Genomic DNA, 17,829 nt, shown 5'->3' on the forward strand with positions numbered 1-17,829 from the left:
GTATAAAACGGTTAGTGGAGTTACAATGTTAAGCAATATTATAAAAGTAAAATTAGAGGAAAATAGTTGTCCTTTTGAAGAATTAGAAGAATTTTTTGCTTCATTAAAATTTGGTACAAAAGGGTTTAAAGATTCTTCAATAAAATTAGTTTGCCAAGTATTGGAAGATTTCACCTTAATTCTACCAAGAGAGGCAGTACCTAATTCTTTCGCTTTGAAGCTTTTATCTTTGCTTAGTAAGGGAAATGAGCTAGCTTTACCTATTATATTAAAATACCTTTCTTGCAGAACTGTATTTAAAGATTTTGGTCAAAAACTACAGGATAAAGTGGATCAAGATATAAAAGGACAAAACGATTCTAAAATTTCTCAGGAGATTGAGTTATGCAAAAAAGACATTTTAAATCTTCTCAATGGTGGTAAATCAGTATTAGACGTTCAATTGAAGCAGCGGTATAAAAAATACTATTCGTTAATAGATAATGAGATTGAAGAGTTAAAGACTCAAATTTTAAAAGAACTAGAAGATTATATTAGCAATACTAACGTTAATAAAATGTATCGAAGCCTTAATAATAAAAAGAAAAACGAAGAATCATTAAAAGAAGTAGCGTTAGGATCTTGTTCATTGGGTGGAATTTGCGTGTTAATATTTTTTTCACTTGGTTTTTTTATTTTTTTGGCAACAACCATTGACCCACCTGCTCATATGAGTATGTATAAAGTAAAGGTTTTTAGGTGTATAGGAGCTTCACCTTTAGTTTTTGTAGCATTAGCACTAACAGTAGCAGGTGTAGCTTACTTAACAAGTTGTTATCTAAATCATAGTTTTACAAAAGAAATACAAGACTATATAGAGCAACCAATAAAATGTATGGATAAGGCAACTAATAATAAAGAATTAGACAATTTTCCTTCTGACAATTATGAAAAAGTACAACCTTCAGCACCGCTTGAGGAACTACTACCTTCATACGAAGAATCGTGTTACAGTAGTTTAGGTTATATTCAACCATCTAATCCAATACAGCAAAATAAGTTGTTGTAGTGAAGGTATAAAGAGAATAAGCAAAATTATATTTGTAATTTTGATTCCTTTATCATTACTTAGAACATGCAGCAACATGACGATTTTTCTATACTTTATCAAGTATATTAATGGGTAAATGAATTTTAATACAATCTTATTATACTTATAAATACGTTATATGTGAGAAGATATGGAAGATTTTATAACTGAAAGAAGGAAAGATGATGCTGTGATATCTGTTTGTCAGGATAATGAGAAAAAGAACGTATTAATCTTGGGACTCAATCAAGCTGCAAGGAATTTATTAAAATGTGAGGGAGAGAATTTACTTAATAAGCCGTTAATCAATATTTTAAGTAAAAGAGCAGCTGAAGATATGAAAAGCTATTTGGAGTATACTGAAGATGGGCGCGATTTGCCCGATATATTGCCAAAAGTGATAGGCTTTTCTTTAATCGACGCTAAAGGAGAAGATATAAAAACAAAGGTAAAAGTTTTTCGCACAACTCAATTTACTAATAGCAAGATTAATTATGAGCTATTGATACGTGACATTAGCCTGTTTCATAAGCTAGCAATGTTTAGGGATAAATATCTGATGGGTAAGAAATATAAAAAACACAACTTGTTTGATATACCAGACAATGATTCAACGATTTTGGAGTTATATGTCATATTGAATTTTGCCTTTGAATATCAAATTAATGCAGTTATAGGAATAATAGGCTTCAATAATAAATTTAATGAGATAAACGATGCATTGAGTATGATCACAGAGCATTTTTATAAAAATTGCCGTAGTGATGATTTTCTAGGATTTATTGATGAGAATAAGGTGCTTTTTATTTTGATTAACTGTGATGCAAAGAACACATCTAAAATAATTAGTCGTATATATTCTACCATTAATAAGCAGTTACTAAAGCGAAAGTTACCAAGTATATCAATTATTTATGGAAATATAATTCAAAAACATAGTGTGAAGAATGCTTAAACGCTTTTGTCATTAATTGGTTTGTAGTATCTAAGTTCTACACAATATAAGAATTGTTTTTTATTTCTATTAAGCTTATATTAAAAATTTAAGCTTAACTATGAGGTTACTGATCAAACTATTTTCATTATTATTCGTGGTAGGGAGTGTCAATGCTAGGGTAATTCTAGATAAGGAGATATTTTATGCAGAACTAGATGGAAAAATAGATTTAAGATTTGGCTACGCTTTCAACAGAGATTCTTTTAGCTCTACAAAAGACAAGACCTCAAGCTATTCAGACCTGCGCTTGCTTTATTTACAGCAAGTTTATCCAAATACTAAAATGGGTTTTGATGTTAAGGCAGGAGTTTCTGGTATTGCAAACTTAAAGGCACTAGACATAGAAAAGTTAGAAATGGAGAAGTGGTATTTTATCATAAAGAATCAGGAGTTTGGATCATTTGAATATGGTAAAGGAAGTTTAGTTAGTCAGAGTATGTTAATTAACACTTCAAAAATTTATACAGCTGCTGGGGGAATAAATGGTCATTGGACAAACTATGCAAATCTGCGCGGTAATGGAAAAAAAGATGATGACCCTGGGTATGATAAGGACAAGGTATTTTGGGTAAAACCCAATGTTTACAGCGACTATAATGGACTAGAGCTGAAGTTAAAACAACCAATGATAAACTATATTTCTCCTGAAATTCATAACTTTCAACTTGGATTCAGTTATGTTCCAGGTAAAAATAATTTACAATATAATAATTTAATAGCCGCTGGTCTTTCCTATAAAAATGCCCTATCAGATGAAATAAATTTTACTACTGCTTTGACTGGTGAATTTGCAAGGGAAAATTTAACTGATTGTACAAACAAAAATTCTAGCGATCTTCAGTGTCATAATCAATTACTACACTGGAATTTTGGTGTGAAACTAAAGCTTTTTGAACTTGATTGCATTTTGTCGTACGGGAATGGTGGTAAATCTGGTGAGAAGCGTAGTCATGAAACAAATAATATGCATTATGTAAATGCAGGTATTGCTTATCATTCTGATTCTCGTAAAGTGAGCTTAACATATTTTAGTAGTAGCAGGGATATTGCAGACAAAGGTACAAACGAATTAACATCACAGGCTTTCAGTCTTGAATATCCATTAGCTGTTGGTACTTCATATTACTTTGATATTGTAAGATTTAGTACTAAGGAGCTTGCAGTGGAAGATAATAACTCCGGATATGTGCTTTTGGCCGGATTGAAGCTAAGTTTTTAGTGAAGTAACTGGTATGTAAGTATTGTAATAATGAGAGTAAAATTGAGTTGTTAATATATGTGCTATTTGATATTATAAAAATAACTATTACATAAGATTTTCAATAAAAAGACATTCTGTTACTAATCCAAGTGTAGAAGAAAACGGTTATTAATTAGCAAACCAAGCCCTTCAGTAAGCGCATCTCTTCAGGTGCTCTTTTTTTCTTTTTTATATATAAAAAAATTAGATAGTATTGTGAGTGCGGTTTTTTCTGTGTTCTGATGCTTTTCAATTCTATAGCTTTTGTATTGAATTTCCTTTTTTTACTACTATTTCTCTATATTGTTGTAAGAAAGAACAGAAAATTTAGTGAGAATCTTGAGAAGAATTTACTTAAAGTAGAACATGAACTTCAAGAGGCAAAACAGTCTTTAGTAGATAAAAATAAGGAAATAGTTGATTTGAAAGTGAGGAACGCAGAACTTGAAGTAATTCTTCAAAAAGAGCGTGAAGAAAAGAAAAAGGAAATAGAATTACTAACAAAAGCAGAGGAGAGGCTTACGAACACTTTTAAAGCACTTTCTCTTGATGCTCTTCAGGTAAACAATAATAATTTTCTGAACTTAGCAAAAGAAGTGATCGATAATAAGCTAAAAGAAACAGAAAGTGACTTCAAAAAAAGGCAAGCAACGATCAACGAAGTTATCACTCCAATAAAAGAAAAATTAGAAAAATTCGACAGTGAAATACGTGAGCTAGAGAAAGAGAGGGTAGGGGCCTATGAAGGTTTAAGGGAGCAAATTGGAGCATTAATGAGTCAAACCTCTAACCTTGCTAACGCCCTGAGGAAACCTCACATTAGGGGTAAGTGGGGTGAAATGCAGCTCAAAAGAGTGGTAGAAATGGCGGGAATGGTTGAATATTGCGATTTTTTTACTCAAGCTTCAGTGGTTGATAAAAATGAGGATAATTTGTTACGTCCTGATTTAATAATAAAAATGCCATCAGGAAAGCAAATAATAATAGATGCTAAAGTGCCACTTGATTCTTATATGGATGCTATGTCACAAAATGATTTGCAGATACAAAGGGAAAAGTTGAAGAATCATTCTCTGGCGATAAAAAAACATATAAACGATCTAGGCAGAAAGGAATATTGGAACCAATTTGAAAATACGCCAGAGTTTGTGGTGCTTTTTTTAACAGGAGAAGGGGTTTTCAGCGCAGCACTAGAATGTGAACCAGCTTTGATAGAAATTGGAATAGAAAAAAAAGTAATTATTGCAACACCAATCACTTTAATCGCGCTACTTAGGGCAGTAGCCTATGGATGGAAGCAAGAGATGATAGCTGAAAATGCAAAGAAAATAAGTGAACTAGGCCATATTTTATATGAGCGAATCTGCACAATGGGCGAAAATTTTGATAATTTACGCAGAAGCTTAAAAAGTGCTGTTGATCATTACAATAAAACTGCTGGTTCGCTTGAGGCAAGAGTGTTTCCTGCTGCCCGAGAATTCAATAAGCTTGGTATACATGCAAAAAATAAAGAACTCACTGCTGCAAAAGAGTTGGAATCTTTACCACGCAGTTTACATGCTGAGAGGTTGAAAGTAGATTAGTATTTCAGGTCTCCTTAACTTACATTTGCTGATTAAAACAACTTTCTAAAAATTTTTTTTATATAGCTCAATTTCTGCACATCATTTGCTGCATAAACAGGTATAGTTTGTTGCTCAGTACCAGGTATTTCTACAAAAATTTTGCCCACTTCTTGACCTTTTTTAATTGGTGCGGGTACCATATCTTTATACTCAATACGCACTTTAATTTTATCATGTAATCTGCGGTTATAAGTTATGGTAACATCGTTTGCAACTGTAACGGGCACTTTTTTATCTTTTCCATAAACAATATTTATTTCTTCAACTACGCTATCCTTAGCAAATATTTTCTTGGTATTAAAATGATTTAAGGAATATTGTATTAGTCTTTTTGCTTCCTCTATTCGCTCTTTCTCGGTGTCCAAACCATTCACGACAGCAAAAATTCTTCTATCGTTCCGTTTTGCAGATGCTATAATGCCATAACCACCAGCACTTGTATGACCTGTCTTTAGACCATCAACTCCAATATCATGGAAAAGTAAAAGATTTTTATTTTTTTGTACAATATCGTTATATGTCAAATATTGTTCAGAGAATAGATCATAGTATTCAGGAAAATCAGTAAAAATCCTTTTTGCCAGTGTTACCAAGTCTTTTGCGCTCATAAAATGGTTTTCATCTGGCCACCCGCTTGAGTTAACAAAATGACTATCATTAAGATTTAAATCTTGTGCAACTTCATTCATTTCAGCAACAAAATTCTCCTCTGATCCTGCAATACCCTCGGCTAGCGCTATGCATGCATCATTACCTGAGGCAATTGTAACTCCTTCAAGTAGTTCTTTTACCGTAACAAATTGACCTTCTTTCAAAAACATAGAAGAGCCTTTCCTTTCCCATGCTTTTCTACTTACTCGAAATTTATCTTCCATTTTTATTATTCCAGCTTTTAGATAATCAAAAGCTACATATAAAGTCATCAATTTGCTCATTGAAGATGGGGCCATTTTTTCCCTGGAATTGTGTTCAAAAATGAACGAGTCTGAAGCTAAATCTAAGACAATTGCTTGCTTTGCTTTGGTTCTAAACTGATATGAGTATGAGTAAAAAGGAAATATAAAAATTAATAGCAAAGTTACTAATTTGCTTAACATATTTATAATTTTAAATTTATAGTGTACTAATTAATAGTATGATTTTGCACGAGCATTTCAATAGATCTCTCGCATAAAACTTCCTTGACAAACTGCGCCAGCCCCCTTATTATGACAATAACAGTATTTATCCTTGTTTTCGATCCGCGCGGGTTCAACAACAAAAATTCAGTAAAAAACTCAGATATTTATTGGCAAATTACATAAAAATTATAGCGGCTGCATGTCTTTTTTATTTTTTCTACATTCAGCCAAAACGCGCTTATTTTAAGCGTTAGCACATTATTACAGCGCCAATTTACATTATTATAGGGTCAAAACTCGTTACACGGGGATTTTTTTGCCTTTTTTTTCGCTTGGTAAATTTCTTAACATTTACAGCTAAAGCTTCAGGCCAGCACTTGATGCTGGAAATTTTTTGAGCACAAAAGTTATGCTAGGTTTTTGTTGGTAAGAAACCAGTGTCAAGCACTGGGATGACATAGAAGGAGCACTGGGATGACATAGAAGGAGGGAGCAGGAGATGACAAGAGAGGGGCTACTTTCATTTGCTGTTTTCAAAAATTTACAATTATGCTTCATATATTTTATTAAATATTTTACTTAAAAATTCAATTTCTTATTATAAGAGATAAGCAATTCATGAATAATGAAAGATTACAAAAAAGGTCATAGAAAGCGCCTAAGAGAGAGAATTATTTCAGATAACGGACAATCATTACTTGATTATGAGATTTTAGAACACATTTTATATTCAGCATATAGTAGAATTGATGTAAAGCCAGTAGCAAAGAGTTTGATAGAAAATTTTGGTAGTTTAAATAAGGTTTTTAATGCCGATTTAGAAGCACTGCAGAATATCGAAGGAGTTAGTAATGCAGCTATATCTGCTATCTTTTGTGTTAAACAGGCTTTTGTTCGTTCTGCACGAGAAGAAGTAAAGGACCTACCTATAATCAATAATTGGGAAAAATTGCTTGATTATTTAAAAGCAAGTATAGGAAGCCTTAATAAAGAAAATTTTCGCGTTATCTATATGAATAAAAGATATCGTCTAATAGCAGAAGATCTACAAAACTTTGGTACAATAGATCAAACTCCTCTTTATGTTAGAGAGATCATAAAACGCGCTCTTTTGATTGGCTCAACATCGATTGTAATATCCCACAATCACCCAAGTGGAGATATACAGCCTTCAAGTAGCGATATGTTTCTCACCAGACAGCTTGCAGAAGCTTGCAAAAGCATAGGAATAGAATTAATAGATCATATTATTATCACATTTAGTAGCTATTTTAGTTTCAAGGAAAATAGGCTTTTATTAGAGTAGATCTAAAATTGCTTTTGCCATTTTTCTTATTATGGAAGTATAGCTCTTCTTATAATAGTCCGAACGGAGGTAAAAACGTCTTTATAGCTATTATAAGCCAAGAGGCCAGCAGTATGTTATTATGACCTGTTCGGATTATTGTGAGAAGAGCTATAAAGCTATACATGAGGTGGTTGCCAGTGGAACAAAAATTTTCCTTCTGGAAGACAATGTGTGATTTAGATGGCGTAATAGTGGCAAATTGAAAGAAATACATGGTATTTGCCACTATTAGAAATCTCCTGTTTTGATAAGACTTATGAGGTCTTTATTGGTTTTTTGAATTTTGTTGAAGCACTCACATGCTTACTCTAATATTTTGTTCACAGAGCCTAGTTAGCTCAATTTCAACGTTAATTTGTGAAGCTCTGAGTTCTGTTAGGGGATTTTCTGGTTGAATATCTAGCTTATTCTGTATGTTCGGTAAACAAATTAAAGCCGAATCAAAAATTTCATCATACTGCTCTGCTTCATGCACACAATTGATTATTTCCTCCACATCTTGCGGCGTATCTTTTAATATTGCTCTTATTTGGTTTAGGTTTTGACGAATTTTTTCCTGATATCCAGCAATTCTCTCTTGATATATATCAATCATTTTTTGACATGAGGTGCCTCTAAATGGGTGTTCTGCTTTTTCCTTTATGTAGGAGCTCTGAAAATTTTTGCAATTAAGGACTGCTTCTCTACATTTTTTTATGTCACTAATTATACTGGTTATTGACTTACTTGCTTTCTCATGCTCTTCTTTTTTGATTATACATTCATTCTTTGTTTGGCTCATTTTATCATACAGATTTCTGCATTCTTTATATGATACCAGCGGTTGTAGTATTCCTTCCTCTACACCTTTATTATAAAAATTCTTCAACTCATCGCTTGATAGTATTCGTATAGCATCTTCCCTTTTAGCTTGTGATTTAGGATACTTTTTGTTCAGTGAACTAATATAATTTAATAGGAAACTCTTAGTTAAATCTTCCTTTTTAACTTCTGATAATTTTTCTAGTGTTTCTATATATTTCAAAGTTTCCGCAAAAAGCTGCGCACCAGATGTAGCAAATCCTGGCAGTGGTTTGCTCTGCGCCTTATAAAAATCGGTTTGTAAAAAATCTTCGGCTTGTTTTTTTATTACTGAAAGTTCATTGAAGGCTTTTTCTGGATTGATTTTTTTTAAAATACTAGTAGCTTTTTTAATCGCTCTTTCTCTCTTTTTATTATCTTGTTTTTCGTTTAAGATTAAGCTTTCAGCTTCAGTAAAAGCATTGCCTTGGGCACTTTTGGCAATATTACAAACAACGTTTTTTACAACTTGCTTAGTTGCTACATAATCTATTTCCTTTGTAAAGCAATCAATAAATAGCTGCCAAATTTTTTTGTTAACGGACTTACTTGTCTTATATTCTAAATCTTCTACATCTTTGAATCCTAAAATAGTATAGAGATTTTTTTCAATTATTGGTTCAGCATGTTGTTTTGCCACTTTACCTTTTATATTGAATAGAAATTCACTAATCTTAGTTGTGCCCATAATATTACCTCACAATATTAATGTTATATAATATAAAGTATAAAAGCTTAATGCTTAATTTTTACTTACTATTAATATAATTGAAGATTAACTTTGTTCCTATATTAAAACTTTAACTCCCAATTTATTATTAGTAATATCATTATATGAATCTTATGCCTGAATTTGGGAATATGTTGTTATTGGTAGCCTGTTTGTTATCTTTAACGTATTTGTTTCTACCGTTTAGTTCTTACCGATTCGTCTCCTCTGCCATATTTTTTTGTGTGTCAGCATCAATGGCTATTTTGATCTACTGCCACATTAAAAATGATTTCTCACTTGAAAACGTATATTACCACTCACACACAACAAAACCTTTGATCTATAAGATTTGTGGTGTTTGGGGAAATAAAGAAGGGTCTATGTTGCTTTGGACCTTAGTGCTTGTCATGTATTTATTACTAATGGATATTTATATACCTTCTGTCATCCCAGTGCCCAGACACTGGAATTTAATTGCAAATGAGTACATCAAATGGCAGTGTAATAAAAACTGGATTCCAGTGTCAAGCACTGGAATGACACCAGAACGAACTAATGGTAGTAAATTAAAAAAAATATCTCTTATCACCCAAGGCTTGATTTGCTTTTGTTTTTTACTGTTCACTTTACTTGAATCCAGCCCCTTCACTAAAATGCCAGGCATTGAAACAGATGGACTGGGTTTTAATCCGATATTGCAGGATATAGGCCTTGCTATTCATCCACCGGTATTATATTTGGGGTACCTTGGATTTAGCGTTCCTTTTTCGCTCTCTATAGCTGGATTAATTTTCAATACTGAAGGAAATGTTTGGGCTAAAATTGTCAGGCCTTGGGTACTTATTTCTTGGTCGCTGCTCACTTTGGGCATCAGCTTGGGTAGCTGGTGGGCATATCGTGAACTCGGTTGGGGTGGATTTTGGTTTTGGGATCCAGTGGAAAACGTTTCTTTGATGCCGTGGCTAATTGCAGTGGCGCTGACACATTTGTTGCTCGTTGTACGAAATTTCAATACTTTAAGGAATGTTGCTATTTTACTTACGCTCACAACTTTTATATTGAGTGTGACTGGAACATTTCTAGTCCGCTCAGGAATACTTACCTCAGTGCACACGTTTGCAGATGACCCAAGATATGGATTGTATATATTAGCTCTACTTGGTGTAATTACAGTCAGTAGCTTAGTAATATTTGTAGTGTTTACGAGAAAGAATCACACATCTTTCCAGTATTCGATATTGGAATCTGAAAAGAAATCTGCTACTCAAGTGACAGAGGGTAGAAGATTCTTTTCACGCCTTACGATGATGCTGATGAACAATTTATTATTCATCACTGCCTTTTTCATCGTGTTCGTTGGCACTTTATACCCTACAGTGCTTGAGTATTTAACCGGTGAATTAATTTCAGTTGGAGCACCATATTACAATTCTTTATTTAACTCTATTGCACTAGCTATTCTAGTGCTCACCATGATAGGGCAATACTGCAGTTGGCAGGGAAATAGTCTATTGCCAATATTCCGTGAATATAGATTTTCATTTTGTAGTGCTGCAGCTGTTTTGCCGTTTATCTTTCACATGGAGCTAATGATTGTGCTATCAATTACCATCTCCATAGCATTATTAATCTTTGTTTTAGAAGCATATAGTAAAAGAATTTGTTTATTTAAGGTAGCATTTGGTGAATCAATTTTATTAGCAAGAAGAGTTTCTAAGTCCTACTATGCAATGATGCTTGCTCATGCTGGAGTGGCAATTCTAGTGCTTGGTATATCTTATTCAGTTGGTTGGCAGGAGAAAAAAGAAAACTACTTGGGAATAGGAGACAGCATAACAGTCAATAAATTTAAAGTTACTTTACGAAATATTGAGCTAATAAAAGAAAAAAATTTCCATGCAGTGAGGGGTACAATGGATATCAGGAATTTGCTGAATAATAAGATATTAGGTGAAGTAACTCCTGAATATAGATTTTACCTTGCGGAAGGTCAGAAAAATGTTGAAAGCAGTATCTACCACAATTTATTTTCTGATATTTATGTTGTAATTGGAGAGATTGATAAGAGTAAGAGCAAAATTGCAGCTAAAGTGCACTATAAACCTGGAATGTCTATAATCTGGCTTGGATCCTTTCTTATCACTTTTGGTTCGCTCCTTGCTGCTTTGCCTTCTAGCAAAAAAGTAGTTCCTTCAGTATCATAAAGTTTGCATTTTTTTGCAATTTAAACTTAAGCTAAGCAACACTAACCTTGCTGGCGAATTTTCTCTATGTTCTGTTGTACAATAGGAAATAAAGATATATTTTCTAATGAAGAACTTACATGATATATGGAATCTACTTCCTCAGGCCTTTTAAAATATCCCTGCTTAATAGCGTCGTAGACAGAAGAACCACCAAGCAAGCAGTTCTCACCTAACTCTTCTTTATAATTTTTAAACTTTTCCAATATTTCCTCCTTGTTACTCACTTCTACTATAATTTTTCCTTCATCTTGGACATCAGAATACAATCTAGCATCTACTTTTCCCAAATCAGTATGAAAAGTCAGTACTATATTACCTATAAGGTCAGTATAATTTCTTACCCCACCTTCTGTTAAAATTTCTGTCTCGCTTTCACCGATTGCTATCACGTCTCTTCGAAATTCTGTGCTTTCATCTGTTCCATTTACGATTTTTGCAACCTCGACTATACTATTCTTTGAGTATTTCAAGTAGAAAGTGAAGTTGTCCATTTTTGCCTCTTTTACCTTACCAGTAGTTGCGTTTTTTGCAGCTTCCAAAAACCTTAGAGAGTAATGTATATAGCTTTTACGTGCTTCTTTAAGATTAGCTTTGTGGTCTTTAAACTTCTCTAGTTTATCAATTACAATTATACTACTTAGAGTTTCAAATACTGCACCTCTTTTTACCAAATTACATACTATGCGACTAGCAACTTCTATGTCCCTTTCACCTTGAAAAATCTTTAATTCACTAATTCTTCTTATTACATAATCTGTAAAATTATACCTACTCTCATAAGTATTTTCATATATATTTCCCTCACGAGTAAGATTGAACCTTACCCTAGATTTTATAGCTTCATTTACAACCTGTTCTAGCTGATTTATGTCTTGAACTTCATCTAATTTACAAAAATATTTACCTGGATCTTGCTCATCTAGTAGAAAATCCTCCCCCCATAGATTTACACTTTTGCACAAATACTTTTTTCCATTATAGTCAACTTGTGTTTTTTTACGAAAAGTTCCATAAATAACATCATCAGTTAAAAAGTACTCTTTAATATTAAGGTTGGGATTATTAACTGCAAATTCTATTGGGGTTTTACCTTTTTTATCCTTTATATCAAGATTAGCTCCTTTCCTTAGAAGCAATTTGATAATTGTATCACAATGACCAGAACGAGTAGCATAATGTAAAGGTGTTCTTCCTGTGTCGTCCTTTTCATTAGGATCAGCACCTGAATTCAACAGTAAATCTATGAATTCTCCCGCATTGCTACATTCCATACTTGATAGAATATGCAGTATTGTCAGTTTAGATTCTCCTCTTTTAAGGTTGAGGATGGTTTTTAGATCTTGATTACTTTTATGATCCAGTAAAAATTTTTTAATTTTTTCAACATCGTTCTTATAATCCTTATAAGTAACATGTGGAAAGTCTTTAAAAGTACTTAAGAATTTTTTATTCAACTCCTTCTGACTCTCTGTTAAGTTGGACATGTCAACAAGCCACGTAGATATCAACTTACCAAATGCACCTCTTTCAGCAATATCAGTTAAAGAACAGTCATTGCGAAGTACCAGTGAGTATTTAATCAATTCATATTCATCATCCTCTTGTTGCTGTGTTTCTTCTGCTTTCTTAGAGTGCTTAAAATCATTTTTTATTAATTCAATCAAGAGCTTTAATGTGTTAAAACTTTTATGTCCCAATAAAGGATCTGCTTTGTTTTCAAGTAGAATTCTTGCTATTTCTGAATAGCCATTTCTAATAGCCCAGCATAACGGAGTACGCCCGTATTTATCCGCTATGTCAACAGCAGCTTCCTTTTCTATGATAGCTTTTACTATTTCCACTTGGCAATTTTCAGCAGAAACAGCATGATGTAATGCAGTACTCTCAGCCTGACTTACTGCATCAACATTAGCTCCCGTGTCTAATAGGAGTTCTACTATCTCTTTATTTTCATTGTGAGCAGCACAATGCAAAGGAGTACACCCATTTTGATCTGCTGTATTAACATTAGCCCCGTTTGCTATGAGAACTTTTATTATCTCTGTATAACCAAAGCGAACAGCAGCGTGTAAAGGAGTTATCTTAACTTTACCTACTGCATCAACATTAGCCCCCGTGTCTAATAGGAGTTCTACTATCTCTTTATGTCCATTGTGAGCAGCACAATGCAAAGGAGTACACCCATCTTGATCTGCTGCATTAACATTAGCCCCGTTTGCTATGAGAATCTCTACCACTCCTATACTACCACTTGCAGCAGCAAAGTGTAAAGGATTCCATCCATCTTGATCTGCTGTATTAACATTACCCCCTTTTTTTATTAAAAGCTCTGCTATCTTTACAAGATCATTTCTAGCAGCTATATGTAACAATGTACTTTGATCATCGAATGTATAATTTATGTTAAATCCATTATCTTGCCACTTTTTATACGTGTCTGGATCTTCTTTTTCCAATTCCTCTTTTACCCTTTCGATTATATTGTTCTCATTTAAGTCACTTATTGTCCTTAATATTTTTAACAACCGTTCATATTCCATAATTCTACCTCAAACTATTTGTTTTTGTACTATAGCTAAAAAAAATTATTGATCCATAATAAAATAACCAACACCAGAGTAAGTGGTTTGCTGCTAACATATTTAAAAATGTTATGAACTTAATAAGAGAAAAAAATACCCCTGTAATGGAGCAATATTTAAATTTGAAAGCTCAATACACGGATCATCTATTGTTTTATAGACTGGGCGATTTTTATGAATTGTTTTTCGATGATGCTATTAAAGCTGCGAAATTGCTGAATATAGTGCTAACCAAGAGGGGCAATTCAAATGGGCAAGAAATACCAATGTGTGGAGTGCCAGCACACAGTAGTGAGTCTTACCTGCACAAGCTAATAGATTTAGGATTCAAAGTAGCAATCTGTGACCAATTAGAAACTGCTGATGAAGCAAAAAAGAGGGGCTATAAATCCATAGTAAAACGTGATGTAGTGCGAGTTGTAACTCCAGGTACAATTATAGAAGATTCACTACTGGAGGATAAAAGCAATAATTATCTCGCATCCATAGTTGAACAAAATGACGAATATGCTATTAGTTGGCTTGAATTATCGACGGGAAAATTTTTTCACATTTTAACGAGTTTGAAAGCTCTAGATAGTGATTTATTGCGTATATCACCAAGAGAATTATTAATTTCTGAAAAATTCACTGAGGACGAAAAAATTAGATCGATTTTAAAAAATTATAAAATATCAATTACGCAACACGCACAGAGCTTTTTTGAGTATAGTAAATCTCACAGAACGTTATGCGAGTTTTATAAAATCAGGGAACTTGGGAGTATAGGAAATTTCAGCAAAGTAGAAATCATGGCGTGTGGTGCACTGCTTGAATATGTCAGAGTAACACAAAGGGGCTCCATTCCAAGGCTTGAATTCCCAAAAACCTATAAGCAACAAAATTTCATGCTTATTGATGCTTCAGCAAGGAGAAACCTTGAGTTGTTTTCAACTCAATTTGGTGAAAAGAAAGGTTCACTAATTTCAGTTATTGATCACACAGTAACAGCCTCTGGTGGACGCCTGCTCAAACAAATGCTCGCTTCACCCCTTGCTTGCTCTAAGGCAATTAATTTGAGGCTCAGCACCGCTCAATTTTTTGTAAATAATCATGAGCCACGCAGAAAAATACGAGAGATATTATCTAACATTCCAGATATTGAGAGGTCTTTATCGCGCTTAATACTAGGGCGTGGTTCACCAAAGGATATGAACCTATTAAAAATAGGCCTAGGAAAAACTTTAGAGTTGTCTGAGTTTCTGTCTACCTTGCATAATTATTGTTTAAGTGAAAAATCAGAAATTAACTCTCAGATGTCATTCCAGTGCTTGACCAGAGAAAAGGAACCAGTGTCTACTACTCAGGTGATAAGTAGTGACGAAAGTGAACTAAGCACAATACATAAAAGCCTTGGCAATCATAAAGACCTATTTGAACTGTTAAATAGTGCTATACTTGATAATAACCTCAGTTCCGTGAAAGAAGGAGGATTTATTCACTCAAAATACAACTCAGAATTATCTGAGTTATCCTACATATTAAATAATAGTAATAAACTAATAACCAAACTCCGTGAATCTTATCGCGACCTAACTGGTATTGCCGCACTTAAAATATTACATAACAACATACTCGGTTATTACGTTGAAGTGTCGGCAAATCACAAAATAACTTCGGATATATTTATTCATAGACAAAGCTTAGCAAATAGCATGCGCTACACTACTAATGAGTTGAAAGAACTAGAAAATAAAATTCTTACGGCACGTGATGCTGCAATCGGCTTAGAAATGAAAATTTTTAGTGAACTGTGTAGTGAAGTCGCTAAAGAATCTGAAAAAATTGCTCTTGCTGCAAATGCTTTGGCAAAACTTGATATTAGAACCGCGTTTGCAGAGCTTGCAGTGCAAAATAATTACGTAAAACCCATCATTGATGACAGCAAAGAGTTCAATATCTGTAGCGGAAGACATCCAGTGGTTGAAGTTAACGATAAATTCATTGCAAATAGCATCAATTTAGCTGGTATACATCTAATTACTGGTCCTAATATGGCTGGAAAAAGCACTTTTTTGAGGCAAAACGCTCTCATTGCAGTTTTAGCTCACATGGGGTCATTTGTGCCAGCAGAGAGTGCGCATATTGGAGTGATTGACAAGATATTTAGCAGGGTTGGTGCAACAGATAATATAACAGCTGGTTATTCTACCTTCATGGTAGAGATGATCGAAACAGCAACGATAGTAAATCAGGCAACAGATCGTTCCTTGGTGATACTTGATGAAATTGGTAGGGGCACAGGAGTGTATGATGGATTATCTATTGCACAGGCAGTGATTGAACATATTCACAATGTAAATAAGTGCCGCGCCATTTTTGCAACTCATTATCATGAATTGACTAAAGTAGGTGAATACTTAGAAAATGTGAAATGTTTTTGTATGAAAATAAAAGAATGGAAAGGAGAAGTCATCTTTTTACATGAAGTAATTGAGGGCGTTGCAGATGAGTCATATGGAATACATGTAGCAAAACTTGCTGGTTTTCCTGATTCTGTTTTAAACAGAGCAAGAGAAGTATTTGAGGAGCTAAAGGCTTGAGGAAAGTAACATTATATTACTCCACAATTATGGAGTTTTAGCAATCTATGGCGCTTTAATTTTAGTCAGCTTTCTGAGTAGCTGAATTAACGTAGCATTGATCTATTGCCACATTGGTCAAGATTCCAATTCCACCACCTACAACTGCACCTACAGCTCCTAATGCTAGTTGAGTACCAATTCCAGCAGAAGACCCAATGATTAATGGAGCAAGAAAATATAATGCTAAAGCGCAAGTTATTGCAGCTACACTTATAACAGCCAGCTTTCTCGGACAAAAATTTTCTGGTGCCTCAGCACTAGATATGAATGATGATTTTACTAGATTTTTTCTACTTTCATGATCTAAAAAGCCACTCACTGTTCTCATTATAGGACGGGTAGAGCCGTCACCAGTCAAGTCAATTCTATCTTCCACTATATCATGAAGTTCTTTAACTTGAGCTTTATATTCGTCCCAGTAGACTGATAACTCTTGTTGGTCATTGAGAAGATCTGGTTTATTTGAAGTTGTTAACCAGTGTGAGTCATGTTCCAAAATATATCGAATTGTAGCTTTCCCTATATCTATATGCCCTTCAGTAATTGCATACTTTAAGACACCTTCTGCTTTTTCCCTTCCAACATTAAGATCAGCACCAGCTTTTATCAATAATTCTACTATCTTTGGAGAATTATGAAATATAGCAATATCTAAAGGGACCATCTCATTACAATCTTTAATATTTAAGTTTGCTTTTTGTTCTATTAAATAACTTATAAATTTTAAGGTTTCATCAGATTTTTGATCGTCTATGTCTTTATATTTGTAATATATTCTAATTGCAAAATTCAACGCAGTTTCACCCTTTAACGCACTACCACCAATAATTAAGTTCTGATAGCTTTTTACCTCTTGATTTATTAAGTTAACATCCGCGCCGTTTTCTATTAAAGCCTTAGCTCCTTTGAAATTGCTTTTTGCAATTTGCAGATGAAGTAAGTAACGACCAAGATGATCAGTTGCATTAGGATTTGCACCTTGTTCAATCAAATACCTTGCAATTTTATCATTAAATTTGTGATCATAAGTTGCAGATTGTAGTGGCTCAGGATTTTGCTGTAACTCATGTTTAGCTATTGATTTATTTATCTCACAGATTGATTTTACTAACCCTAAATTTCTTTTCATAATCGCCTTTTTGACTGCAGCGCTGAAACTTACACCTTGCTCTATTAAATACTTAGCTATTTCTTCATCAACAGCATCACCTAATAAATTTGTACCGCTTTGGGAATTAACGTCAGTAACAACATCTCGAATAATGGAACTATTTTTCTCAAAAATTGACTTTACTTTTTCTGAATCATTTTTGGTAACAGTATCAACAAGATCTTTTATTACAGCATCCACCCTCTTTTTTTTAGCCAACATTTCCTCTAATTCTTCAGAATTCATAAGTATACCTCAACACACACAATCAAAAA

The 17,829-nt window shown here is 33.5% G+C and carries 11 protein-coding genes; 7 read left to right on the forward strand and 4 right to left on the reverse strand.

From position 1 onward, the window contains the following. Positions 1–25: 25 nt before the first annotated feature. From ABWU56_RS02015 to rmuC, 4 genes are all read left to right on the forward strand, one after another. Positions 26–1,048, forward strand: a complete 1,023-nt coding sequence (locus ABWU56_RS02015) for a hypothetical protein (protein ID WP_353281695.1) — start codon at positions 26–28, stop codon at positions 1,046–1,048. Between the two features lie 172 nt (positions 1,049–1,220). Continuing rightward, on the forward strand, positions 1,221–2,024 hold the full coding sequence (locus ABWU56_RS02020) for a hypothetical protein (RefSeq protein ID WP_264375901.1): 804 nt from the start codon (positions 1,221–1,223) through the stop codon (positions 2,022–2,024). A 100-nt stretch (positions 2,025–2,124) separates the two neighbouring features. Continuing rightward, positions 2,125–3,285, forward strand: coding sequence for a porin (locus tag ABWU56_RS02025; protein ID WP_353281697.1), 1,161 nt, complete (start codon positions 2,125–2,127; stop codon positions 3,283–3,285). Between the two features lie 263 nt (positions 3,286–3,548). Further along, complete coding sequence (gene rmuC, locus ABWU56_RS02030) at positions 3,549–4,889, forward strand: DNA recombination protein RmuC (RefSeq protein WP_064085792.1); 1,341 nt, start codon at positions 3,549–3,551, stop codon at positions 4,887–4,889. A 32-nt stretch (positions 4,890–4,921) separates the two neighbouring features. Here the strand turns inward: rmuC and ABWU56_RS02035 are convergent, their stop codons facing one another. Continuing rightward, positions 4,922–6,028 (reverse strand): D-alanyl-D-alanine carboxypeptidase family protein, encoded by a 1,107-nt coding sequence (locus ABWU56_RS02035; RefSeq protein ID WP_010405178.1) that lies wholly within the window; start codon positions 6,026–6,028, stop codon positions 4,922–4,924. Between the two features lie 649 nt (positions 6,029–6,677). Between ABWU56_RS02035 and radC the strand changes: the two genes are divergently transcribed. Then, positions 6,678–7,358, forward strand: a complete 681-nt coding sequence (radC, locus tag ABWU56_RS02040) for a RadC family protein (RefSeq protein ID WP_264375899.1) — start codon at positions 6,678–6,680, stop codon at positions 7,356–7,358. A 337-nt stretch (positions 7,359–7,695) separates the two neighbouring features. Here radC and ABWU56_RS02045 read toward each other — a convergent pair whose 3' ends face one another. Next, positions 7,696–8,928: a hypothetical protein gene (locus tag ABWU56_RS02045; RefSeq protein WP_353281700.1), complete on the reverse strand. Its 1,233-nt coding sequence runs from the start codon at positions 8,926–8,928 to the stop codon at positions 7,696–7,698. Positions 8,929–9,074: 146 nt separating this feature from the next. Here ABWU56_RS02045 and ABWU56_RS02050 point away from each other — a divergent pair, with 146 nt between their 5' ends. Next, positions 9,075–11,156: a heme lyase CcmF/NrfE family subunit gene (locus ABWU56_RS02050; RefSeq protein WP_353281702.1), complete on the forward strand. Its 2,082-nt coding sequence runs from the start codon at positions 9,075–9,077 to the stop codon at positions 11,154–11,156. Between the two features lie 41 nt (positions 11,157–11,197). Here the strand turns inward: ABWU56_RS02050 and ABWU56_RS02055 are convergent, their stop codons facing one another. Further along, positions 11,198–13,738 carry an ankyrin repeat domain-containing protein gene (locus ABWU56_RS02055; RefSeq protein WP_353281704.1) on the reverse strand — a complete coding sequence of 847 codons (2,541 nt, stop codon included), beginning with the start codon at positions 13,736–13,738 and terminating at the stop codon, positions 11,198–11,200. 113 nt (positions 13,739–13,851) lie between these two features. On the opposite strand from ABWU56_RS02055, the gene mutS reads away from it, so the two are divergent. After that, entirely contained in the window at positions 13,852–16,362 is a 2,511-nt protein-coding gene (mutS, locus tag ABWU56_RS02060) for a DNA mismatch repair protein MutS (protein WP_353281706.1), read from the forward strand. A 61-nt stretch (positions 16,363–16,423) separates the two neighbouring features. Here mutS and ABWU56_RS02065 read toward each other — a convergent pair whose 3' ends face one another. After that, a complete protein-coding gene (locus ABWU56_RS02065) occupies positions 16,424–17,800 on the reverse strand; it encodes an ankyrin repeat domain-containing protein (protein WP_264704452.1) in 1,377 nt (458 codons plus the stop codon). Positions 17,801–17,829: the final 29 nt, after the last annotated feature.

It is taken from the genome of Wolbachia endosymbiont (group B) of Horisme vitalbata, assembly GCF_964028625.1.
GTDB lineage: Bacteria > Pseudomonadota > Alphaproteobacteria > Rickettsiales > Anaplasmataceae > Wolbachia.